This is a genomic window from Pseudomonas sp. 50_B, from assembly GCF_017491625.1.
Classification (GTDB): domain Bacteria; phylum Pseudomonadota; class Gammaproteobacteria; order Pseudomonadales; family Pseudomonadaceae; genus Aquipseudomonas; species Aquipseudomonas danubii.
Genome location: NZ_JAFGYX010000016.1, coordinates 1 through 21,308 on the forward strand (window position 1 = coordinate 1; position 21,308 = coordinate 21,308).

The window sequence follows — 21,308 nt, forward strand, 5'->3', positions numbered from 1 at the left end:
GAACGGACCGTCGCCACTGCACTTCATCGAAAACGGCCCGTGGAAAGAGGCACTGTTCACCACCTATGCCCTGAGCCTGACCTACTTCGAAAGCTACGTGCTGCCTCGACTGCGCGAAGCCGGCTGTGAAAAAGTCACCCTGCTGGTGGATATCCAGGGTTACCGCGCCTCAATGATGGAATTGCGGGCGCGGCATGTGGGCAAGGATTACGCCTTGATTCCGGTACGGGTCAAAGACGGCATTTTCCACCCGAAGATCACCTACCTGCGCGGCGAGGACCAGGACCTGCTGATGGTCGGTAGCGGCAACCTGACCTTTGGCGGCCACGGCGGCAATGTCGAGGTACTGGAAGTCCTCAGCGCCGGGGAGCAGCCGGGGGCTTTCGCCGACTTCGCCGACTTCCTGGAAAATCTCTGCACCCGGCCGCACCTGCAGATCGCCGACGACAGCGCCCTCTTGCCCTTCATTCAACGGGCCCGGGCCCTCAGCCAGCAGTTTCATGATCAGGCCCCACCGCAGCCGGTGGAACTGCTGCATTCCCTGGACACCGCCATCACCGAGCAATTGATCGAGCGCGCCGCAGGCCGGCGCTGGCACAGCCTGCTGCTGCTTTCGCCCTTCCACAGCCGTGATGGACAGTCCCTGGGCCATCTGCTCAAGACCTTGGGCATCCCTCGGCTCACCGTTGGGGTTCCAGGCAACGGCATCTGCTCCTTTCCCCTGGAGCAGACCAGAGACTGGCCAGTCGAGATCGACTGGGTGACGCCCAAGGTCGAACACAACCAGCGACGGCTGCACGCCAAGTGGCTGGAGTTGCGCGGCGCCGGCAGCTGGACCCTGACCGGCAGCGTGAATGCCACCCGGACCTCCATGGACAGCACCGACAACGTGGAAGTGGCGGTACTGCGCAAGCTCGACAGCGCCACGGATGAGTGCTGGGAGCCCGTCGAAGCACCGCGCTATGAAGCGGACACCTTCGAGCGCCAGGACCAGGAGGCGACCCTGTGCGTCTATGCACGCCTCAACGAAGAACAGCAGTTGGAAGGCCGGCTGATCGGTCAGCAAGCGCTGGCCGGAGAATGGCTGGCGACCCTGGAGTGCGCCGAAGAAGTCCTCGAAACGGCGCCACTGCAACTGACCGCGCAAGGCGGCTTCGTCTGGCCGCTGCAGCGGACCCTGGACACCAGACTGGACGAGGGGCTGCAACTGCGCTTGGAGCGCGCGACACAAAGTGCCCGAGGCTGGGTCTGCATTGACGCCTACCTGAGCATGCCCCTGCCGATTCGCAGCCTGTGCGGGGCTCTTGGCCGACTGCTGGGGGGCAACCAGGCCCAGGGCGACCTGCAGATCCTGCTCAACTGCCTGGTGCTGCACGCGCAACAACTGCCCGAAGAGCCCGATGCACCGCTACGCACTGAGCCCGCCACGACGCCCGCCAACCCGCCAGGCGGCACTGAGCCGCCTGCGCTACAGCCGCCCCAGCGCCCTCGCCACTGGCTGCCGAGCGTGGCCAAAGCCGCTACCGGCCGCGATGGCAGTTGGGCGTTGCTCCAGGCCATCGCAGGCTTGCTGCACCACGCCAACCCCGGGCAAGGACCCGTGGGGCACGGTGATGCGGCACCTATCATCGAACGGGACGATGGTCGAGAGGACAGCGACTTCGATCCGGCGTCGGACCCCAACCTCGAATCGCTGCCCTCTCCCAACCTGATCAACGAGTTCAACCAGACCCTGCAGAGTCTGGTCAACCTCAAGGGCCTGAGCAGCCGCAAGAAAGCCCAGCTGCTGTATGTCTGGTGCCATGTCGCCCTGGACTTCTATTTGCGTCGCCTGCACCTGCCGGTCAATGCCCGGGATTTTGCCCAGCGCTGGCTCAACTGCGTCGACCATGCGCAACTGGCTGCCGAAGATCGCCCACTGGTGGACGAAGCGGTCTACGGCCTGGCCGCCACCCTGGCGCTGCCGGGCAGGCTGACCTCTGCCGCAACCCTGGGGACGCTGGACGCCACCACCCTGCATGAGTACCTGGAACGCTACGGCCAGGGGCCCGTGGACTTCGTCCAGGCCCGGCACCTAGCACAACGCTGGTTCAACCAGGAACCTGCGCAACGGCTGGTGGACCACGGGGTGGCCGAGGCCCTGGCGGCCCTGGATGCGGTGCAACACACCCGTACCTTGCGGGCGTTGCTCAGCCACTACATCGAAGATCGTCAACAGGCCCGCCAGCAACGCCTGCCGGCGGATCGTTTCACTGCGCAAGAGATCACCGCGCTGCAACACATCCACTCCCCCAACAGCTCCCGGCCGGGTTACTACCGGGTCAACCACCGCACCATCCGCAGTTGCCCCAACATCCGCCAGTGCTACGCCCCGGTGGAGCGCGAAGCCCTTGCTCGCCTGAAACAACGCCGCATCAACCAATGCCAGTATTGCCAGGCCCTGATGGTGTCACTCGAACCATGAACCCATTGCCACAACGTGCCTTTTTCGTCTCCCCCTCCGTGCGTGAGAGCGGCGGCGTGGATTACCTCGGACTGCGACAGGCCAACCTGGAACTGATGGACCAGTTCATGCCCGGGATCAACAACGGTACCCAATGGATTCGTCCGTATTCAGTGATGTGCTGGGCGGTATGGATCTTCAATCAGCACAACCAGACCTACTCGGGCGAACTGCCCGCGGGTCAGCGCTTCCAACGCTTCAGGGAAAAGATCGAGGTGCTGTTCGGCTGGAGCCATCAGTTGGTCGGTGACGGTGCCTACATGGCCGGCAATCGCCAGTACAGCCCGCCCGGCAACGGCCCTTTCACCCTGGACTTCAAGACCTGGCATCGCGGCCCCAGCTGGTTCGATGCGGTGCAGTACGGCCCCTCGTTCAAGCCTGACACCGGCCTGGGCCTGGCCTGGCCGCAACCCGACGGCACCTACGGCGTCACCGAAGCGGGTGAAGCGCTGGCCCGGGCCCTGGATAAAGGTTTGCGTACGCTGGCGCTCTATCCGTGGCTGATCTGCGTCGAAGACCTGCAGGGCAGTGCCAAGCAGGCCGGCGCCGTGCATCTGAAGTGGGATCGCAATTGGCCAACCCGCCAGGAAGCACGGATTTTTCGCGATGAGTTCTACCCACCGGCGGGAACGGCGAAAAACCCCAGGGCCAGCCACCGCGAGTGTTCCATCAACCTGATCCGCGCCACGTTGCAGGTGCTGGGCAGCGAAACCAGCCTGCCGGTGCTGCGCCGGGCCATGGCGCTGCTGCCCCTGGCCGACTTCCCGGCCGAGCAGGTGGCCGGACTGGCCCCGACCCAGGCACTGTGGCGAGTCCTGCAATTGCGCCAGGCCCAGCGCCTGGCCTTTGAAAGCCTGTTCGGCTGGATGGAATTGCATATCGCCCAGGGCCTGCACAGCAGTGAGGCACTGCGCGACCGACTGCTGTCCCTGGACTGCATCCCACTGCGGGCCGAGAGCTCGGTGCAAGCGGTCCTGGAACATTACCGGGCCTTGTCCCCGCAGGCCGCGAACTTGCTGGAGGCGGGGCTGCAAGTGGCCGAGCTGGATCTGTTCGAGCGCATCGACCGTCTGCTGGGATACATCGACAACCACGACGAGCAAGCCGCCGGCGAGGCCTTGCAGTTGCTGTTTCTGGTGGCGGCCATCACCCAGGACCTCAGCGCCTGCCCCCGGCACAGCGCCTATCTGGACCAGGGGGGCCAGGCGCGGCTGTCATTGCAGTACTGGGCTCGCTCACTGCAGCGCAAACAACAGATCAGCCTGTCGGAACTGGTCCTCAACCTGATCGAGAACAACCTGCTGAGCCAGCACTTCGGCATCGCTGCCATCCGCATGACCGAGGCCAAGCCAAGGCTGCGCATCAGCCTCGAGGACCAAGGCCTGGTGTCCCTGCTGTCCGGTACCGACAAGGCCTGGCAACCCGGACTGACCGAAGACCGGCTGTATTCAACCCTGGCCTTGATGACGGAAAGCCGGCTGCTGCAGTGTCGTCAGTGTGACGAGACCAACGCCCGGCTCTATCGGCGTGCCGACCCATGACGCCTTGTTTTTTCTGGCGACGCCTCGTAGGGGCTCGTACTAAGCTCTGCTCTTCTGTCTATTCAAGGAACACGATGAACTGGGTACTGGGGACCATGCTGTCGCTGTTGAGCCTCACCGCTCACGCTGGCGAGTTGCGCATGCTGACCGACAACCACCCGCCGCTGCACTTTCAGCAGGGCGAGCACATGACGGGCTTCGCTGTGGAGGTGGTGCAAGCCCTGGCGCAACGCACCGGTGATCCGGTGCAGGTGCAGCAACGGCCGATGTTGCGCGCCTTGCGCGATGCCAGCGAGGCCGAAGACACCGCGGTGTTTACCATTTTGCGCACGGCCGAGCGCGAGTCGCGCTATCAGTGGGTGGGGCCGCTGATGCAGACCGAAACCGCGCTGTACGCCCGCACTGGCGACCACAGCGCGGTCACCGACCTGCACCAGACCCGGGGACAGATTGCCGTACCGCGCAAGTGGCTGGTCTACCGCTACCTCAAGCAACAGGGGCTGGACAATCTGTGGGGTGTGGACAGCCCGCAGGTCATGATTCGCCTGCTGCGACTGGGACGGGTGCAATACCTGGTGGCCGACACCATGAGCATCAGCACCTTCGCCGCCGAAGAAGGCATGCCCTTCGATCAGTTGAGCTACCAGATGCCGCTGATGCGCCAGGACGCCTACATCGCCTTTTCCCCCAAGGTCGACGCCGCCCGGGTCGCCCGCTGGCAGCGGGCCCTGGAGGCGATGAAACGCGATGGCAGCCTGCAACGGCTCAAACAGCGCTGGCATATCGACCGCACTGCCTGCTCAAGCGACTGCTGACGACGGCCTCAAGATAGAATTTGCTGACTTGTGAACGGCAGTAAATCTCGTCCGCGGCGGCGAGTTTCGCTACTATGACGAGCCCATTTCTGTCGTTGCCGACCCGCCAATCCGGAGCCCCAATGCCCAGTCCCAAGGACCTCGCCACTGACAGCAACGCCCCGATGATTCCGGAACAGCGCCGCGAGCAGATCCTGCGCCAGTTGCGCAAGCATCAGGTACTCAGCGTGCATCAGCTGATGGAGATGTTCGACTGCTCGCACATGACGGTGCGCCGGGATATCGCCCTGCTGGAACAGGAAGGCCGCGCCCATTCGGTGACCGGTGGCGTGCGCATCGCCAGTCAGTTGCACAGCGAGCCCAGCCATCAATCCAAGGCCGTGGTGGAACTGCCGCAGAAGCAGGCCATGGCCAAGCTCGCGGCGGGCCTGTTGCACGCGGACATGACGGTGTACCTGGATGCCGGCACCAGCACCCTGGAGATCGTGCCCTACATCAAGGCGCTGTCGGGCATGACCGTGATCACCAACGATTTCGGCGTGGTCCAGGCGTTGCTCGACGCGCCCCAAGTGACAGTGATCCACACCGGTGGGCAGCTGGACCATTCCAACCATTCCTGCGTTGGCGGGCTGGCAGTGGCGACTCTGCGCCAGGTGGTCACGGACGTGGCCTTTATCTCCACCAGTTCCTGGGACCTGCGCCGGGGCATCACCACGCCCTCGGCGTTGAAGGTCGAGGTCAAGCAGGTGGCAATGCAATCGGCGACCCAGGTGGTGCTGGTGGCCAGCAGCTCCAAGTACGGCACCTTCGGCATGTACAAGATCGCCGACCTGGAGCAGTTCGACATCATCATCAGCGACGCGGCCCTGGCCCCCGCAGCGGCGGACGGCATTCGCAAGCACGGTGTGGAATTGCTGCTGCCGGCACCATCCTGAGCCAGCGATAGCCCCCAACACCTGCAATCCGTGGCCAGGGAACTTGCTCCCACTCATCTGCGCAGCAGACGCAATGCCTGATGCCCCTCAATCCCCGAAAGGTCGCGCCGTCCGGGTTTGGGGCGGCGGCGCCACCCGGCATGAGCAGGCTCCCTCGCCACAAAGAGTGAACAGCCCTCCCTAGGCTTTGTACGAAAAGCCTTGATACTCGGTGATGCTGCGTGGAAAACGGTCTCGTGCGCGAGTCCGATCGGAAGGCTCATCTACACCCCGTAAAGTCGAACGTGCCCCGGCCGTTCCTCGAGCGTTTTCGCCTTGCCTGACCTTCGTCTCAACACTGTTGGGACAGAGCCTAGTGGGCTCTCTCGGTGTCGGCCATGAACTGCCCCAGCTCACGAGCATAGAACCGGGCCATGCCGGTGGTGCCGTGCCCGCGAGTTTCGGCGCTGGCGGGAATCAACAGCAGGCGAGCATCTTTCACTTGCTTGAGCGCCGCTTGCAGGGTGCCGGTTTCCGGCGGGTTGCGCTCATCGTCCGCGGCGTTGATCACCAGCACCGGCGCCTGGATCTTGCTCAACCCCGGCGCGGCGTTGTAGTCCGCCGAAGACTGCCACTGGTAGATGAAGTCGTTGGCATCGGCGGTCTGTGGCGCCTTGAGGCGTTCATCCACCAACTGGTCGGCCTGGGCCCGGGTCGGCGCCAGGGCCTGATAGGCCAGGGTGCCGCCGCTGGTGCCAGTGGCGAACAACGCATTGGCCAGACGCAGAGACGGCGGTTGGACCCGGTAATTGCCGTTGTCCCAGGCCGGGTCCTGCTTGATCGACTCCACCAGCAGGCGGCGCATCATCCAGTTGCGCGAGGACATTTCCCCGGGCTGGGAGGCCATGGGCACCAGGGCGTCCATCATCTGCGGCCAGTTCTGGCCCCAGAGCCAGGTCTGCATGCCGCCCATGGAATTGCCGATGATCAGCCGCAGGTGCTTGACCCCCAGCCCCTCGGTGACCAAGCGGTACTGGGCCTGGACCATGTCGTCGTAGTTGTACTGGGGAAACCGCGCGCGCAGGCCATCGGAAGGCTTGCTCGACTGGCCGACGCCAATGCCGTCGGTGGCGATGATGTAATACTTGCTCGCGTCCAGAGGTTGCCCCGGGCCGAACAGCTCGCCGCCAAAGTCCTTGCTCAGCAGGTCGCTGGCCGGCCGATAGGTGCCGTGCAGATAGAGGATCGCCGGGTGCTTGGGGTTGCCCAGGGTGATGTAGTGCAGTTTCAGGTTGGCCAGCTGTTCGCCGTTGTGGAAAGTGAACTGCGGAGCGACCCAATCGCCCTCGGTGGCCGGCGGCAGGCTCGCGGCCGCGGCCAGGGACATACCGCCCAGGGACAGAATCAGGCCGAACGCGGCCCGGCAGACAAGACGCTGCATGAAAAAACTCCTGTGTTTATCGCTACGAATCATCGCAAGCCGTTCGTGGCCTGCGTACCCTCTGTAGCCGCTGCCGCAGGCTGCGCAAGGCACCGCAGGGGCCTCGGCGGCCGCGGAATCGCTGCGAGCCTACGGCTCGTTCGCAGCCTTCGGCAGCGGCTACATAAAACGATGCGCGAAGGCCTGCAGGGGCCTCGGCGGTCGCGGAATCGCTGCGAGCCTACGGCTCGTTCGCAGCCTTCGGCAGCGGCTACATAAAGCGATGCGCGAAGGCCCGCAGGGGCCTCGGCGGCCGGGGAATCGCTGCGAGCCTGCGGCTCGTTCGCAGCCTCCGGCAGCGGCTACATAAAGCGATGCGCGAAGGCCCGCAGGGGCCTCGGCGGTCGCGGAATCGCTGCGAGCCTGCGGCTCGTTCGCAGCCTTCGGCAGCGGCTACATAAAGCGATGCCCGCAGGGCCTTGCGCGACGCTCCCCAGATACCTTTTCCTGCGCAACCTGCAGTAGCGGCTACACCGCCGAGCCTTGGCGCGCCTGCCAGTCGCGCAGCCATTGCAGGCCGGCGGAGGTGTCGCCACGCGGGCGGTATTCGCAACCGACCCAGCCGTCATAGCCGAGCTCGTCCATCAATTGGAACAGGTAGGGATAGTTCAACTCGCCAAGGTCCGGCTCGTGACGATCCGGCACTCCGGCGATCTGGATATGGCCGATGCCCGGCAGATCCCGCCGCAGTTTTACCGCCAGGTCGCCTTCGACGATCTGGCAGTGGTAGCAGTCGAACTGCACCTTGAGGTTGGCCGCACCGACTTCCTTGCAGAGGGCCTGGGCCTGGTCCTGGCGATTGAGGAAGAACCCCGGCATGTCCCGGGTGTTGATCGGCTCCAGCAGCACGGTGACCCCGACCTTGGCCGCCTGGGCCGTGGCATGGGCCAGGTTCTCCAGGTACACCGCGTGATGGCGGGCCCGGTCCTGTTCCGACGGCAGCAGGCCAGCCATCACGTGGATCCGTGAATTGCCCAGCACCGCGGCGTACTCCAGGGCCTTGTCGAAGCCCTGGCGGAACTCCTGCTCGCGTCCGGGCAGGGAGACGATGCCGCGCTCCCCCGCCGCCCAGTCACCGGGCGGAGCGTTGAACAGGGCCTGCTGCAGGCCGTTATCGTCCAGGCGCTGTTTCAGTTGCGCGGGGCTGTAGTCGTAGGGAAACAGGTATTCCACCGCGCTGAAACCATCGGCCGCCGCAGCGGCAAACCGCTCAAGGAAGTCGTGTTGCGGGTAGAGCATGCTGATGTTGGCAGCAAAACGAGGCATGGGAACTCCTGGGACAAAGGGTCAGACAAACGGCCAGATCAGCAGGGTAATACAGAACCCCAAGGTGCCGAGCAAGGTGGTAATCACGGTCCAGGTGCGCAGGCCATCGGCGACGTTGAGCCCGGCCAGCTTGGTGAAGATCCAGTACCCGGCGTCATTGATGTGGGACATGGCCAGCCCGCCACCACCCATGGCCAGGCACAGCAGGGCCATGTGGTTGGGGCTCAGGTTAAGGGTGGCGATCAGCGGCGCGATGATGCCCGCCGTGGTCACCAGGGCCACGGTGGTGGAGCCTTGCACGGCGCGCAGCAGCATGGTCAGCAAGAAGCCCAGGGCCAGGACCGGCAGCCCGGTGGTGCGCAACAAGTCGGAGACCACCGCGCCGATCCCGGTGTCCACCAGGACCTTGCCGAACACCCCGCCGGCCCCGGCAATCAGGATCACCATGGCCACCCCGGGCAGCGCCGAGCCGATCACGTCGGAGACCTGGCTGCGGCTCCAGCCACGGCGCGAACCCAGCAGCCAGGCACAGAGCAAGGTGTCCAGCAGCAGCGCCACCAGCGGCGCACCGAGCACGGTCAAGACCCCGCGCAGGGTGGATTCCAGAGGCAGCAAGGACGTGGCCAGGGTGCCCAGCAGGATCAACACGATAGGCAGCAGGATCAGGCTGACGATCAGGCCGAAACCCGGTGGCGGCGCCGGCGGCAGTTTCGCCGCCAGAGTGCCGGTGGATTCCTCCAGGCCCATATGGGCCACGGCCGCCAGTGCTTGCGGGCTGGCCGATTGCTCGGCGCCACTGTTCCAGGCTGCCAGGTCTTCATTGGTGACATGCGGGCCATAGACTTCGGCGCGGATATCGTCGGTCATCGGGTAGTTGCGCCGGGTCATGCGCCCCGCCACGCGGTAGCCGACATAGCACAGCAGCGCGGTCAGCGGCAGGCCGAACATCAGCACCCGGCCCAGGTCCGCCCCCAGCTGGCTGGCCGCGGCCACCGCGCCCGGATGGGGCGGCAGGAAGGCATGCACGGTGAGCAAGGCGGCACACATCGGCAAGGCGAATACCAGCAGCGGCTTGCGCGCACTGCGGGCCACGCCGTAGGCCAGGGGCATGAGGATGATCACCCCGACCTCGAAAAACACCGGCACGCCGATGATGAAGCCGGCGATGGTCAGGGCCAGGGGCGTGCGGCGGTTGCCGAAGCGCTCGATCAGGGTCTTGGCCAGGGCCTCGGCACCGCCGGACAGTTCGATGATGCGGCCGATCATGGCGCCCAGGGCAATGATGATGGCGATGTGGCCAAGGGTCTTGCCCATGCCGCCTTCGATGGTGGCCACCAGTTCCGCCGGTTTCACCCCGGCCACCAGCGCCACCAGGATGCTCACCAGCATCAGCGCGACAAAGGGCTGGAACTTGTACTTGAGCACCAGAAACAGCAACAGGGCGATACCGGCCCCGGCGGTGATCATCAGAATCAGCGGGCTCATTGGGCAAGCCCTCCACCCAGTGGTTGGCAGGTGTTGCAGGTGACGCTGGAACCCGTAAAGCCAATGCAGTCATTCATCTCGGGAAGTCCTGTTGTTATTGTTTTTTACCGGCAAGCCGCTCCCCACGAGAGCCCGATGGCGCTCCCGGGGGCGCTTGCCGTGAAGCGTTGTCAGTGATTACCAGGCGGTGCCGAAAGCGTCCCGCAGTTCGTCCAGGGCGTGTTGATCCAGAGGCTCAGGACGCGGCTGGCTCATGAGCCACAGGCGCGCGGTTTCCTCCAGCTCCTCCAGGGCATAGCTGGCCTTGGACACGCTGCTTTCCCAGACCACCGGGCCCAGGCGTTCGAGCATCACCCCGCGCACCCGGTTGGCCAGTTGCGCCACCTGCTCGGCGACCTTGGGCGAACCCGGACGCTGGTAGCCGATCAGTGGAATGTGCCCGACCTTCATCACCTGATACGGGGTCAGCGGCGGCAGGATGTCGTCGTCGCTCCAGACCCCGGCCAGGGTCAATGCCACCAGATGGGTGGAATGGGTGTGCACCACCCCGCCCACCCCCGGATTGCGGTCATACACCTGGCGATGCAGGGCCAGGGTCTTGGACGGCTTGTCGCCGCTGACCCACTCCCCCGCCAGGTTGACCTTGGCGATGGCCGCCGGATCGAGGCGCCCCAGGCAGACATCGGTGGGGGTGATCAGCCAGCCATCGTCGAGCCGCGCGCTGATGTTGCCGGCGCTGCCCACGGTGTAGCCGCGCTGATAGAGGCTGCGGCCGACGTCGCAGATTTCTTCGCGCAGAGCGTTTTCCCGGCTCATGGCTGACCTCCGGCCAGTTGGCCCAGGGCCTTGCTGAAAAAGTCGCGACCGCCGAAGTTGCCGGACTTCAGGGCCAGGGCCAGGGGCTCGCCGCCGCTGCTGACCGTGGCCGGCACTCCGGGGTCGATCTGTGCACCGATCTGCAGCAGACGCACGCCCAGGGCCTTGACCACCGCTCCGGAGGTTTCGCCGCCGGCCACCACGAAGCGCCGCACGCCGTTATCCCGCAGGCCGCGGGCGATCTCGCCCAGGGCGTTCTCCACCAGGGCCCCGGCGCGCTCGACGCCCAATTGCCGCTGCACCGCCTTGACCTGCTCGGGGGTGCTGGTGGCGTAGATCAGCACGGTGTCCTGCTGGGCCTGGACAAAAGCCAGGGCCTGGGCCACCACCGGTTCACCGGCCGCCAGGGCCAGGGGGTCGATGCGTAGGGCTGGGCGCTCGGCTTCCAGCCAGGCGTCGACCTGGGCATTGGTCGCTGCCGAGGCACTGCCGGCCAGCACCACTTCGCCACCGGCCACCGGCGGCAGGCTCGCGGCGTCCAGGTCCCGCAGCTTGCCGGCGCGGCGGAAGTTCTCCGGCAGGCCCAGGGCCAGCCCGGAACCGCCGGTCAACAGTGGCAGGTCGGCGCAGGCGGCGCCGAGGGTGTAGAGGTCGGCATCGGACAGCGCATCGGCAATCGCCATGGCGACGCCCTTGCCCCGCAGTTCGGCGATCTTCGCCCGCACCGCGTCCACGCCCTGGGCGACGCTGTCGTAACGCAGCAGGCCCACCGGCAGCACAGTCTGCGCTTGCAGCACCCGCACCAGGTTGGCGTCGGTCATCGGCGTCAGCGGGTGATGCTGCATGCCCGATTCATTGAGCAACTGGTCCTGGACAAACAGATGGCCACGGAAAATCGTCCGGCCGTTCTCCGGAAACGCCGGGCAAGCCAGGGTGAAATCGCTGCCCAGGGCCTTGAGCAAGGCCTCGCTGACCTGACCGATATTGCCCGCCGCGGTGGAGTCGAAGGTCGAGCAGTACTTGAAGAAGATCTGTTCGCAGCCCTGCTCGCGCAGCCAGTGCAGCGCCGCCAGGGATTCGGCCACCGCCTCGCCCACCGGGGTGGTGCGGGACTTCAGGGCGATCACCACGGCGTCGGCGTCCAGGCCGGCGGCCACTTCGGCGCTGGGAATGCCAATGCTCTGCACCGTGCGCATGCCGCCGCGCACCAGCATGTTGGCCAGGTCGGTGGCGCCGGTGAAGTCATCGGCGATGCAACCCAGCAACGGGCGTGGAGTGGAAGTCGTCATCACAGGCTCCTCAAACGGCATCAGGCTTGGCCACGGGCAGCTCAATGCCCGGGAAGATCTTGATCACCGCCGAGTCATCCTCGCGGCCGAAACCGGCGCTGGAAGCCTGCATGAACATCTGGTGCGCGGTGGCCGACAGCGGCAGCGGGAACTTGCTGGCCCGAGCGGTATCCAGCACCAGGCCCAGGTCCTTGACGAAGATGTCCACTGCGGACAGTGGCGTGTAGTCGGCCTTGAGGATATGCGGCACGCGGTTCTCGAACATCCACGAGTTGCCGGCGCTGTGGGTGATCACCTCGTACAGGGCATCGGCGTCCACCCCTTCGCGCAGGCCCAGGGCCATGGCTTCGGCGGAGGCGGCAATGTGCACCCCGGCCAGCAACTGGTTGATGATCTTGACCTTGGAGCCCAGGCCATGGGCATCCCCCAGGCGGTAGACCTTGCCGGCCATGCCCGCAAGGATCGCCTCGGCCTTGGCGTAAGCGCCGGCCGGGCCGGAGGTCATCATGGTCATCTCGCCGGCGGCGGCCTTGGCCGCGCCCCCGGAAATCGGTGCATCCAGATAGAGCAAGCCCAGGGCCTCCAGGCGCTGGCCCAGGTCCACGGCGTAGGTCGGGGCCACAGTGGCGCAACCGATCACCAGGCTGCCGGGGCGCAATGCCGCCACCGCCCCGCCCTCGCCAAACAGCACGCTCTCGGTCTGCTCGGCATTGACCACCACGGTGATGATTACCTCGCACTGCTCCGCCAACTGCGCGGCCGAGGCGCAGGCCACGCCGCCTTCAGCGGCGAACTGCTCGGTGACCGCGGCACGCACGTCACAGGCGTGCACCTTGAAACCGCTGCGCAGCAACGACCGGGCGATGCCCAGGCCCATGGCGCCAAGACCGATGACACCGACATTGTTGTTATTCATGGGGGACTCCAGAAATAGACCAGGACTGTGCCGCGCCGGACAGGCGCCAGGCAAGAACCGGGCAGGACAGGGAAATCCGGATTGCAGGTCCGGCAAATGCAACACAGAGAGCGGCAACAGGCGCAGCGCCAGACGGCAAGCCCGGAAGGTGCATGGCACCGTGAACCGGTGCCGAGAGAGGCAGGAGCGAAGCGATCATCATGGCCATCCTGTTGCTGTTGTTATCAGGTTGAGCGTTGGCTGTGAACGATCATCCACCAATGAACGGATTATGTGAAGATATTTTTCAATCTAACATTTTTTAACATCGCTTTTTACTGCCCGCTGCCTCCGGTCCGCGCCCGCCACTGGTCGGAACATCGAGGTCCAGTCGCCATCCCCTGCTACAACCTTTCACAGCCCTGATCTGGATCAGCATTGAGCGCGAGATCCTGACCGAGGCTCAGGACATGAAGCGTGCTGACTGGCGGTAGCACCCTTCATCGCAACCCCGTTGACGCCCCCACTGACCAGGGGCTCAATGGTCCGTCTCGTTATGCTTGGATAAGGATGATTCAACATGGCAAATATTGAAGTTTTATCGGGCGATTTTCTGCAGGGCGCCGGCGAGTACCGCCACGGCACCTTCAGGCTCAAGACAGTGCTCAACAGCGCCGGTGTCGAGATCAAGGCATCGGCCTTCAAGAGCCTGGAAATCGCCACTGAAAGCCCCGTCGCCAACAAGGACGCCTTCGGTTATGGCGTGGCCGGCGCCATGCTGCTGGGGCCGGTAGGCGCGATTGCCGGTTACCTGATGGCGGGCACGGAAAACGAAGTGACCTTCATCGGCACCTTAAAGGATGGACGGCAACTGATGGCCGCCACCGACAGCAACACTTACAAGGATATCTCCCGGCACTTGCTGAACTGATAATCCGCGAAGTTATATTCAGTGCTCATGACGCCCCATCGGTCATGGGCACTTTTTATTTGTATCCCTTATATGTTTCCCACTCTCGACGCCTGCACTCATCCCTCAAGCTGAACCTCACCTGAAACTTCATCATCGAACAACGATTCAGGGCAATTTAACCTTGACTCGATGAACCCTCCTGAGTAAATTGCGCGGGCCGGCAAATCCGGCCTTTTTTCAACTCACTAAAGAAGCCAATGGACACAGTATCTAGACGCTGTCTGGTCACTGCCGCTGCGCAGCGCCAGGCACCCCTGAACAATGACGGGACTCGACTCCGCGGTCGGGTGAGCTGCGCTAGGGCTTGACGCTCCAACGTAACTTGCCTCCCCGGAACCAGTCCGGTCACGAGGCACAAGTTATGCACTTCACATCTTCTGTAATGCCCGGCGTACGCGCCTTTGCCGCCACCATGCGGGTCAAGCTGTGCCGTGAGCCCAAGGCTCTGGCACGCTCGCCGTTCTCCTCATCCTCACCTTGCGCCGCCACCGCCCTGCGGGCCAATTGGCGCGTCTGCCCGATGACCGGCCAGCTGCAACAACGCTGGAGCCTGGACGACAGCCAGGACCCGCAGAGTCGGGGCGCGGCCCTGCTCTTGCAGCAGGCCGGACTGATCTTCGGCCTGTACCTCGGGGCGCGCACTTACCCATAAATCAACGGTCACTTTCCGTTGTTTCCACACAAACTTCTTACTTGGAAGTTTGACGGCGCCTTATTGCCTTCTCGTTAATAAAACTTGCTGGAGAAAGTTATGGAAGAGGCCAGTAGTAGGTTCGCTGTCCATTCAACTTCATTGTCTGGGCAGCGAACGTTAAAACCTGAAAAACGCCAAGATCCGTATCGATCGCTAACCTGCGGCTCGACATACTTTCGCTCGTCTTTAATTAGTTGAGTGGTCGCTGTGTCGTGCCGTAGTCAGGCGGCAGGAGCACACGCAATGACTGTAAAAACCACAACTTCCCGCAACACCAGCGCCACCCGCGACAGCAACAAACTGTCGATGCGTGCCGCCCGCGAAGCCCAGAACGGCCTGGCCGTGACCCTGGCCAACGTCAACTCCAGCACCGCTGGCCTGACTGAACTGGACGCCGAAGGCCGCCTGCAACGCGACGGCCACAATGAGGTCGCCCACGACCGTCCGCCTCACGCCCTGGTGCAATTGCTGCAAGCCTTCAACAACCCCTTCATCTATGTGCTGATGACCCTGACCGGTATCAGTTTCTTCACCGACTTCTGGCTGCCGCTGCAAGCCGGCGAAGAAACTGATCTGACCGGCGTGATCATCGTCCTGGTGATGGTGCTGGCCAGCGGCCTGATGCGCTTCTGGCAGGAACACCGCTCGGCCAAGGCCGCCGAAGCCCTCAAGGCCATGGTCCGCACCACTGCCGCGGTGCTGCGCCGCGAGCAGATGGGCATGCAGGCCCGGGTTCGCGAAGTCCCCATGCGCGAACTGGTGGTGGGCGACATCATCCAGCTGTCGGCCGGCGACATGATCCCGGCGGACATCCGCCTGATCGAATCCCGCGACCTGTTCATCAGCCAGGCGGTGCTCACTGGCGAAGCCCTGCCGGTGGAGAAATACGACACCCTGGGCGCCGTGCAGGAAAAATCCGCCCAGGCCCTGGCCGCCGACCAGCAGGACCTGCTGGACCTGCCGAACATCTGCTTCATGGGCACCAACGTGGTCAGCGGCACCGCCACCGCCGTGGTGGTGGCCACCGGCGGGCGCACCTACTTCGGCTCCCTGGCCCGCTCCATCGTCGGCTCGCGCACCCAGACCGCCTTCGACCGTGGGGTCAACAGCGTCAGCTGGCTGCTGATCCGCTTCATGCTGGTGATGGTGCCCATCGTCCTGCTGATCAACGGCTTCACCAAGGGCGACTGGGCCGATGCCTTCATGTTCGCCTTGGCGGTGGCGGTCGGCCTGACCCCGGAAATGCTGCCGATGATCGTCAGCGCCAACCTGGCCAAGGGCGCCGCGGCCATGGCCAAGCGCAAGGTGGTGGTCAAGCGCCTCAACGCGATCCAGAACTTCGGCGCCATGGACGTGCTGTGCACCGACAAGACCGGCACCCTGACCCAGGACCGGATCATCCTCGAACACCACGTCGACATCAGCGGCAGCCGCTGCGATGCGGTGCTGCAACTGGCCTGGCTCAACAGCCACCACCAGAGCGGCATGAAGAACCTGATGGACCGCGCCGTGGTCGCCTTCGCCGAGGGCAACCCGCACTTCACCCCGCCCGCCGCCTGGCGCAAGGTCGATGAACTGCCCTTCGACTTCGTCCGTCGGCGTCTGTCGGTGATCCTCGCCGATGCCCGTGGCGATCACCTGTTGGTGTGCAAGGGCGCGGTGGAAGAAATGCTCGAAACCGCCACCCGGGTCCGCCAGGACGGACTGGCCGTGAGCCTCGACGCCGAGCGCCGCGCCGCCCTGCTGCAACTGGCCGAGGACTACAACCGCGACGGCTTCCGCGTGCTGCTGGTGGGCACCCGGGACCTGCCCAAGGGCCAGACCCGCAACCAGTACAGCGCCAGCGATGAGCGCGAGCTGGTGATCGAGGGCTTCCTGACCTTCCTCGATCCGCCCAAGGAAACCGCCGGCCCGGCCATCGCCGCCTTGCGTGACAACGGCGTGACGGTCAAGGTGCTGACCGGCGACAACCCCATCGTCACCGCGAAGATCTGCCGCGAAGTGGGCCTGGAAGCGGGCGAGCCGCTGCTGGGTCGCGACATCGAGCACATGGATGACCAGGTGCTCGGGCGCCTGGTGGAAGAGCGCACGGTGTTTGCCAAGCTCACCCCGCTGCAGAAGTCCCGGGTGCTCAAGGCCCTGCAGGCCAACGGCCACACCGTGGGCTTCCTCGGCGACGGCATCAACGACGCCCCGGCCCTGCGCGATGCCGACGTCGGCATCTCGGTGGACAGCGGCACCGACATCGCCAAGGAATCGGCGGACATCATCCTCCTGGAAAAGAGCCTGATGGTGCTGGAAGAAGGGGTGATCAAGGGCCGCGAGACCTTCGGCAACATCATGAAGTACCTGAACATGACCGCCAGCTCCAACTTCGGCAACGTGTTCTCGGTGCTGGTGGCCAGTGCCTTCATCCCCTTCCTGCCCATGCTGGCGATCCACCTGCTGCTGCAGAACCTGATGTACGACTTCTCCCAGCTGGCCCTGCCCTGGGACAAGATGGACAAGGAATACCTGGCCAAGCCGCGCAAGTGGGACGCCAACAACATCGGGCGCTTCATGCTGTGGATCGGGCCGACCTCGTCGATCTTCGACATCACCACCTTCGCCCTGATGTGGTACGTGTTCGCCGCCAACAGCGTGGAAATGGCCGCCCTGTTCCAGTCCGGCTGGTTCATCGAGGGGCTGCTGTCCCAGACCCTGGTGGTGCACATGCTGCGCACCCGCAAGATCCCGTTCATTCAGAGCACCGCGGCCCTGCCGGTGATGCTGGCCACGGGACTGGTGATGGCCCTGGGGATCTACGTGCCCTTCTCGCCCCTGGGCAGCATGGTCGGCCTGGTGCCGCTGCCGTGGGAATACTTCCCTTGGCTGGTGGGCACCCTGCTCAGCTACTGCGTGGTCGCCCAGACCATGAAGACCCTGTACATCCGCCGCTTCAAGCAGTGGTTCTAAGGGCCTGGTTCTAAGGGCGTGAGCCCGGCGCGGCCGCCCTCGGACGGCCGCGCCCGATACACCTGACCAACGATGCCACCGTCGGCGCGGCCAGCGCCCTGCCGACGGCGACGCTGTTCGCCCGAAAGGAGCATCGCCATGTATCTCAAGCCTTTTTCCATGGTGCAACGCGGCCTCCAGGCCCTGCTGGTCTGCTGCCTGTGCACCAGCGCCCGCCTGCTCACCCGCGTGAGCATCCGGCTGTATGTCCGCGGCCTGCTGAGCGCGGTTGAAATTCGTTTTCTGCTGGGTTTCAGCGCCGCCATTACCCGCGCCTCGCTGCGGGTGGCGATCGCCTGAACCCGTCACCGACCCGGGAGCACACTCATGTCGGGCACCACACTTCTGATCAACCTGGCCGGGGCCATCGCCCTGCTGCTCTGGGGCTCGCAGATGATTTCCGGATCCCTGCTGCGCGGCTTCGGCAGCCCGCTGCGGCACTGGCTCGGACAACACCTGAACAACCGCTGGCTGGCGCTGCTGTGCGGCGTCGGCATCACCGGCGTGCTGCAAAGCAGCACCGCGGTGAGCCTGATGGCCAGCTCCTTTACCGCCGCCGGCACCCTGGGCCTGGCCCCGGCGCTGGCGGTCATGCTCGGGGCCAATATCGGCTCGACCCTGGTGGTCCAGCTGCTCAGCCTCGACCTCTCGCTGCTGGCCCCGGTACTGCTGCTGGCGGGTTTCCTGACCTTGCGCCTGCGGGACGACTCGCGCTTTGAAAGCATCGGCTGCGCGCTGATCGGCCTGGGCCTGATGCTGCTGGCCCTGGGCATGCTCGGCGCCACCCTGGGCGCGGTGGAAAGCACCCCGGTGTTCCAGCTGGTGATGACCAGCCTCGACGGCGACCTGTTGCTGGCCCTGCTGGTGGCCATGCTGCTGACCTGGATGTGCCACTCCAGCGTCGCGGTGGTGCTGCTGATCGCCTCCCTGGCCGGCACCGGCCTGCTGTCGCCGGCCACCAGCATGGCCCTGGTGCTGGGGGTCAACCTGGGCGGCACCCTGCCATCCCTGCTCGGCGCCAGCGGCAACGTGGCCCGGCGCCTGCCCCTGGGCAACCTGCTAGTGCGCCTGGTGGGCGTGGTCCTGGTGCTGCCGTGGATCACCGCCCTGGCCCGCCTGGACGCAGTGCAAGCCCTGGCACCGGAGTTGCTGGTGGTCTACCTGCACAGCGCCTTCAGCCTGGTCCTGGCCCTGCTGTTCATCGGCTTCACCCAGCCCCTGGGCAAACTGCTGACCCGGCTGCTGCCGGCCCCCGCCCCGGTCACCGACCCGGGCATGCCGCTGTACCTGGATCAGGCCGGCCTGGAAGTGGCCAATATCGGCCTGGCCAACGCCGCCCGCGAAGCCCTGCGCATGGCCGACATGCTTTCGAGCATGCTCGACCGGGTGCTGCAGCTGTTTCGCACCTCAAGCATCACCCATGCCGAGCAGGTGCGGCACATCGACCAGTCCCTGGACCTGCTCAGCGCGGCGATCCGCGCCTACCTGGCGGACATCGGCAAGGAAGGCATCAGCGACCAGGATGCCGACCGCTCCCAGGAAATCCTGCTGCTGGTGATCAATCTGGAGCACGCCGGCGACATTCTTTCCACCAGCCTGGCGCAACTGGCGGTGCGCCGCCTGCGCCGAGGCGAAGCCTTCTCCGAGTTCGAGCTGGGCACCCTGTACCCACTGCACCAGGAGTTGCTGGACAGCCTGAGCCTGGCCATCACCGTGTTCCTGCGCGAAGACCTGCCCACCGCCCACCAGTTGCTGGCGCGCAAGGAAAACGTGCGGCGCCTGGAAGCCGCCGCCGGCCGCGAGCACTTTCGCCAACTGCGCGAAGACCAGAGCGCCTGGGCCGAGTCCGGGGACATCTTCCAGCGCCTGCTGCGCGACTACCGCCGGGTCCACCACCACATCGCCGCCCTGGCCTACCCGGCCCTGGAGCGCGCCGGTGAGCGCGACATCGAGCACGGCTACCTCAGCGAGCCCCTGGCCGAAGCGCCCGGCGCCGAGCACCCCGTGGCCGGGCTCAAGGAGGACAGCCCATGCGCGTCCTGATCTGCGCCGGCCGCTACTACGCCGACAGCCGCCTGTGCCGCCGGGTCCTGGAAGCCTTCCAGCGCCTGCACGAAGTGCGGGTGGTGATCCACGGCGGCAGCCAGTTCCTCGGTGCCCACATCGAGGACTGGGCCCGGGAAACCGGGGCCCACATCGTCCGCTACCCGCCCAACTGGCAACTGCACGGCAAACACGCCGAGCGCCTGCGCAACAGCTTCATGCTGGCCGACAGCCGCCCGGACATCGTCCTCGCCCTGCCCGGCGGGGAAGACACCGAAGAACTGCTGGCCCAGGCCCGGGTCCGCGGCATCCAGACCCTATCGGTGGACGCCCAGTAAACACCCCACGCAGCACCCACCCGCGCCGGCTCCCCAACCAAACGGTCCGGCGCCCCAACAGAACGAGACCTGCCATGTCCAAGCACCGCCCACATCGCTCCTCGCGTTGCGCCTCCTGGGGCCACACCCTGCCTGCCGCGAAAAGCCGCATGCTCAAACGCAACCTGCTGTTCCTCGCCCTCACCGCCGGGGCCACCGCGACCCTGGCCCTGTGCTCCAAGGCCCAGGCCGCCGGCGGCGCCTACGTGGTGGATGACGGTGCCATCAACGCCCCCGGGGAATGCAACGTCGATGCCTGGTACCAGAGCACCCGGCATCAAGGCTCCAGCCACAACAGCGTGATCGCCCCGGCCTGCACCTTCAGCCAACTGCCCTGGGTACAAGTGGGAGCCGCGGTACAGCGCCAGCAGGCTGACGGCCAGGGCGAAACCCAGGTCAGCCCCCAGCTCAAGATCGCCCTGCTGAACCGCGCGGACCTGGGCCTGCAACTGGCCCTGGCCGGCTCCGCCCACTGGGCCCTGAACCGCCACCACAGCTTCGACGGCGGCGACCTCACCCTGCCCCTGACCTTCAGCGCCAGCGACCGCCTGCGGCTGAACCTGAATGCCGGCTGGACCCACGCCTACGACGATGGCGAGCAGAACCACCGCTGGACCTGGGGCAGCGGAGTCGAATACGACCTCATGCCGAGCCTGACCCTGATTGCCGAGCGCTACGGCCAGCGCGGCGGCGAACAAGGCTGGCAGGCTGGCCCACGCCTGCACGTGGGCCAGCACCTGGACCTGGACCTGATCCTGGGCCAGCACCTGACCGAAGCCCGCGACCGCTGGCTGACCACCGGCGCAACCCTGCGCTTCTGAGCGCCCCATAGCGTCGCCGCCCCTGTAGCCGCTGCTGAGCCTGCGAAGCTGCGCAAAGGTCCAAAGGACCTTGCCTGGCGATCTTGGGCAGCCTCAAGATCCCCGCGTCTCCTGCGGAGCCGTTCGCAGCCTGCGGCAGCGGCTACACGAAACGCAGCGAATCCTGTAGCCGCTGCCGAGCCACGGCGAAGCTGCGCAAAGGCCCGCAGGGCCTTGCCTGACGATCGCCTGCCAAACCTCTATCGATCTTGAGAACCCCGCGTCTCCTGCGGAGCCGTTCGCAGCCTGCGGCAGCGGCTACACGAAACGCAGCGAATCCTGTAGCCGCTGCCGAGCCTTAGCGAGGCTGCGAAAAGGTCCGCAGGAGCTTGCCTGACGATCGCCTGCCAAACCTCTATCGAT

Annotated in this window: 17 protein-coding genes; 11 read left to right on the forward strand and 6 right to left on the reverse strand. The window is 65.4% G+C overall.

Annotated elements, in window-relative coordinates; translation table 11 throughout:
- The 4 genes from J5M73_RS21290 to J5M73_RS21305 form a co-directional block, all read left to right on the forward strand.
- A partial coding sequence (locus tag J5M73_RS21290; RefSeq protein ID WP_207816089.1) for a hypothetical protein occupies nucleotides 1-2,464 on the forward strand: 2,464 nt, incomplete at its 5' end.
- Nucleotides 2,461-4,044, forward strand: a complete 1,584-nt coding sequence (locus J5M73_RS21295; protein WP_207816090.1) for a hypothetical protein — start codon at nucleotides 2,461-2,463, stop codon at nucleotides 4,042-4,044. The genes J5M73_RS21290 and J5M73_RS21295, both read left to right, overlap by 4 nt.
- Before the next feature lie 74 nt (nucleotides 4,045-4,118).
- Complete coding sequence (locus J5M73_RS21300; RefSeq protein WP_102864548.1) at nucleotides 4,119-4,859, forward strand: transporter substrate-binding domain-containing protein; 741 nt, start codon at nucleotides 4,119-4,121, stop codon at nucleotides 4,857-4,859.
- Between the two features lie 122 nt (nucleotides 4,860-4,981).
- Nucleotides 4,982-5,794, forward strand: coding sequence for a DeoR/GlpR family DNA-binding transcription regulator (locus tag J5M73_RS21305; RefSeq protein ID WP_102864547.1), 813 nt, complete (start codon nucleotides 4,982-4,984; stop codon nucleotides 5,792-5,794).
- A gap of 352 nt (nucleotides 5,795-6,146) precedes the next feature.
- Here the strand turns inward: J5M73_RS21305 and J5M73_RS21310 are convergent, their stop codons facing one another.
- From J5M73_RS21310 to ltnD, 6 genes are all read right to left on the reverse strand, one after another.
- Entirely contained in the window at nucleotides 6,147-7,214 is a 1,068-nt protein-coding gene (locus tag J5M73_RS21310) for an alpha/beta fold hydrolase (RefSeq protein ID WP_102864546.1), read from the reverse strand.
- Between the two features lie 507 nt (nucleotides 7,215-7,721).
- A complete protein-coding gene (otnI, locus tag J5M73_RS21315) occupies nucleotides 7,722-8,519 on the reverse strand; it encodes a 2-oxo-tetronate isomerase (RefSeq protein WP_102864545.1) in 798 nt (265 codons plus the stop codon).
- Between the two features lie 21 nt (nucleotides 8,520-8,540).
- Complete coding sequence (locus J5M73_RS21320; protein ID WP_102864544.1) at nucleotides 8,541-10,004, reverse strand: SLC13 family permease; 1,464 nt, start codon at nucleotides 10,002-10,004, stop codon at nucleotides 8,541-8,543.
- A 177-nt stretch (nucleotides 10,005-10,181) separates the two neighbouring features.
- Nucleotides 10,182-10,820, reverse strand: a complete 639-nt coding sequence (locus tag J5M73_RS21325) for an aldolase (RefSeq protein WP_102864543.1) — start codon at nucleotides 10,818-10,820, stop codon at nucleotides 10,182-10,184.
- Nucleotides 10,817-12,109, reverse strand: coding sequence for a 3-oxo-tetronate kinase (otnK, locus tag J5M73_RS21330; RefSeq protein WP_060839011.1), 1,293 nt, complete (start codon nucleotides 12,107-12,109; stop codon nucleotides 10,817-10,819). The genes J5M73_RS21325 and otnK overlap by 4 nt, the downstream gene beginning before the upstream one ends.
- Nucleotides 12,110-12,119: 10 nt before the next feature.
- A complete protein-coding gene (gene ltnD, locus J5M73_RS21335) occupies nucleotides 12,120-13,025 on the reverse strand; it encodes an L-threonate dehydrogenase (RefSeq protein ID WP_060843417.1) in 906 nt (301 codons plus the stop codon).
- Nucleotides 13,026-13,584: 559 nt separating this feature from the next.
- Here ltnD and J5M73_RS21340 point away from each other — a divergent pair.
- The 7 genes from J5M73_RS21340 to J5M73_RS21370 all read left to right on the forward strand — a co-directional run bounded on the left by J5M73_RS21340 (nucleotide 13,585) and on the right by J5M73_RS21370 (nucleotide 20,906).
- Nucleotides 13,585-13,935, forward strand: coding sequence for a hypothetical protein (locus tag J5M73_RS21340; RefSeq protein WP_102864542.1), 351 nt, complete (start codon nucleotides 13,585-13,587; stop codon nucleotides 13,933-13,935).
- Nucleotides 13,936-14,338: 403 nt separating this feature from the next.
- A complete protein-coding gene (locus J5M73_RS21345; protein ID WP_102864541.1) occupies nucleotides 14,339-14,629 on the forward strand; it encodes a hypothetical protein in 291 nt (96 codons plus the stop codon).
- Between the two features lie 285 nt (nucleotides 14,630-14,914).
- Nucleotides 14,915-17,626, forward strand: coding sequence for a magnesium-translocating P-type ATPase (gene mgtA / locus J5M73_RS21350; RefSeq protein WP_102864540.1), 2,712 nt, complete (start codon nucleotides 14,915-14,917; stop codon nucleotides 17,624-17,626).
- A 138-nt stretch (nucleotides 17,627-17,764) separates the two neighbouring features.
- Entirely contained in the window at nucleotides 17,765-17,965 is a 201-nt protein-coding gene (locus J5M73_RS21355; RefSeq protein WP_102864539.1) for a hypothetical protein, read from the forward strand.
- Between the two features lie 27 nt (nucleotides 17,966-17,992).
- Nucleotides 17,993-19,708 carry a Na/Pi cotransporter family protein gene (locus J5M73_RS21360; protein ID WP_207816091.1) on the forward strand — a complete coding sequence of 572 codons (1,716 nt, stop codon included), beginning with the start codon at nucleotides 17,993-17,995 and terminating at the stop codon, nucleotides 19,706-19,708.
- The gene (locus tag J5M73_RS21365) at nucleotides 19,696-20,046 is read left to right on the forward strand and encodes a DUF2493 domain-containing protein (RefSeq protein ID WP_060839003.1); all 351 of its coding nucleotides are present in this window, start codon (nucleotides 19,696-19,698) and stop codon (nucleotides 20,044-20,046) included. The genes J5M73_RS21360 and J5M73_RS21365 overlap by 13 nt, the downstream gene beginning before the upstream one ends.
- A 74-nt stretch (nucleotides 20,047-20,120) precedes the next feature.
- Nucleotides 20,121-20,906, forward strand: coding sequence for a hypothetical protein (locus J5M73_RS21370; RefSeq protein ID WP_207816092.1), 786 nt, complete (start codon nucleotides 20,121-20,123; stop codon nucleotides 20,904-20,906).
- The last annotated feature ends 402 nt before the right edge of the window (nucleotides 20,907-21,308 follow it).

Bases quoted from the DNA above. Each gene is read 5' to 3' on its own strand.
- J5M73_RS21295 (WP_207816090.1), top strand. From the start codon at position 2,461: ATGAACCCATTGCCACAACGTGCCTTTTTCGTCTCCCCCTCCGTGCGT.
- J5M73_RS21300 (WP_102864548.1), top strand. From the start codon at position 4,119: ATGAACTGGGTACTGGGGACCATGCTGTCGCTGTTGAGCCTCACCGCT.
- J5M73_RS21305 (WP_102864547.1), top strand. From the start codon at position 4,982: ATGCCCAGTCCCAAGGACCTCGCCACTGACAGCAACGCCCCGATGATT.
- J5M73_RS21310 (WP_102864546.1), bottom strand. From the start codon at position 7,214: ATGCAGCGTCTTGTCTGCCGGGCCGCGTTCGGCCTGATTCTGTCCCTG.
- otnI (WP_102864545.1), bottom strand. From the start codon at position 8,519: ATGCCTCGTTTTGCTGCCAACATCAGCATGCTCTACCCGCAACACGAC.
- J5M73_RS21320 (WP_102864544.1), bottom strand. From the start codon at position 10,004: ATGAGCCCGCTGATTCTGATGATCACCGCCGGGGCCGGTATCGCCCTG.
- J5M73_RS21325 (WP_102864543.1), bottom strand. From the start codon at position 10,820: ATGAGCCGGGAAAACGCTCTGCGCGAAGAAATCTGCGACGTCGGCCGC.
- otnK (WP_060839011.1), bottom strand. From the start codon at position 12,109: ATGACGACTTCCACTCCACGCCCGTTGCTGGGTTGCATCGCCGATGAC.
- ltnD (WP_060843417.1), bottom strand. From the start codon at position 13,025: ATGAATAACAACAATGTCGGTGTCATCGGTCTTGGCGCCATGGGCCTG.
- J5M73_RS21340 (WP_102864542.1), top strand. From the start codon at position 13,585: ATGGCAAATATTGAAGTTTTATCGGGCGATTTTCTGCAGGGCGCCGGC.
- J5M73_RS21345 (WP_102864541.1), top strand. From the start codon at position 14,339: ATGCACTTCACATCTTCTGTAATGCCCGGCGTACGCGCCTTTGCCGCC.
- mgtA (WP_102864540.1), top strand. From the start codon at position 14,915: ATGACTGTAAAAACCACAACTTCCCGCAACACCAGCGCCACCCGCGAC.
- J5M73_RS21355 (WP_102864539.1), top strand. From the start codon at position 17,765: ATGTATCTCAAGCCTTTTTCCATGGTGCAACGCGGCCTCCAGGCCCTG.
- J5M73_RS21360 (WP_207816091.1), top strand. From the start codon at position 17,993: ATGTCGGGCACCACACTTCTGATCAACCTGGCCGGGGCCATCGCCCTG.
- J5M73_RS21365 (WP_060839003.1), top strand. From the start codon at position 19,696: ATGCGCGTCCTGATCTGCGCCGGCCGCTACTACGCCGACAGCCGCCTG.
- J5M73_RS21370 (WP_207816092.1), top strand. From the start codon at position 20,121: ATGTCCAAGCACCGCCCACATCGCTCCTCGCGTTGCGCCTCCTGGGGC.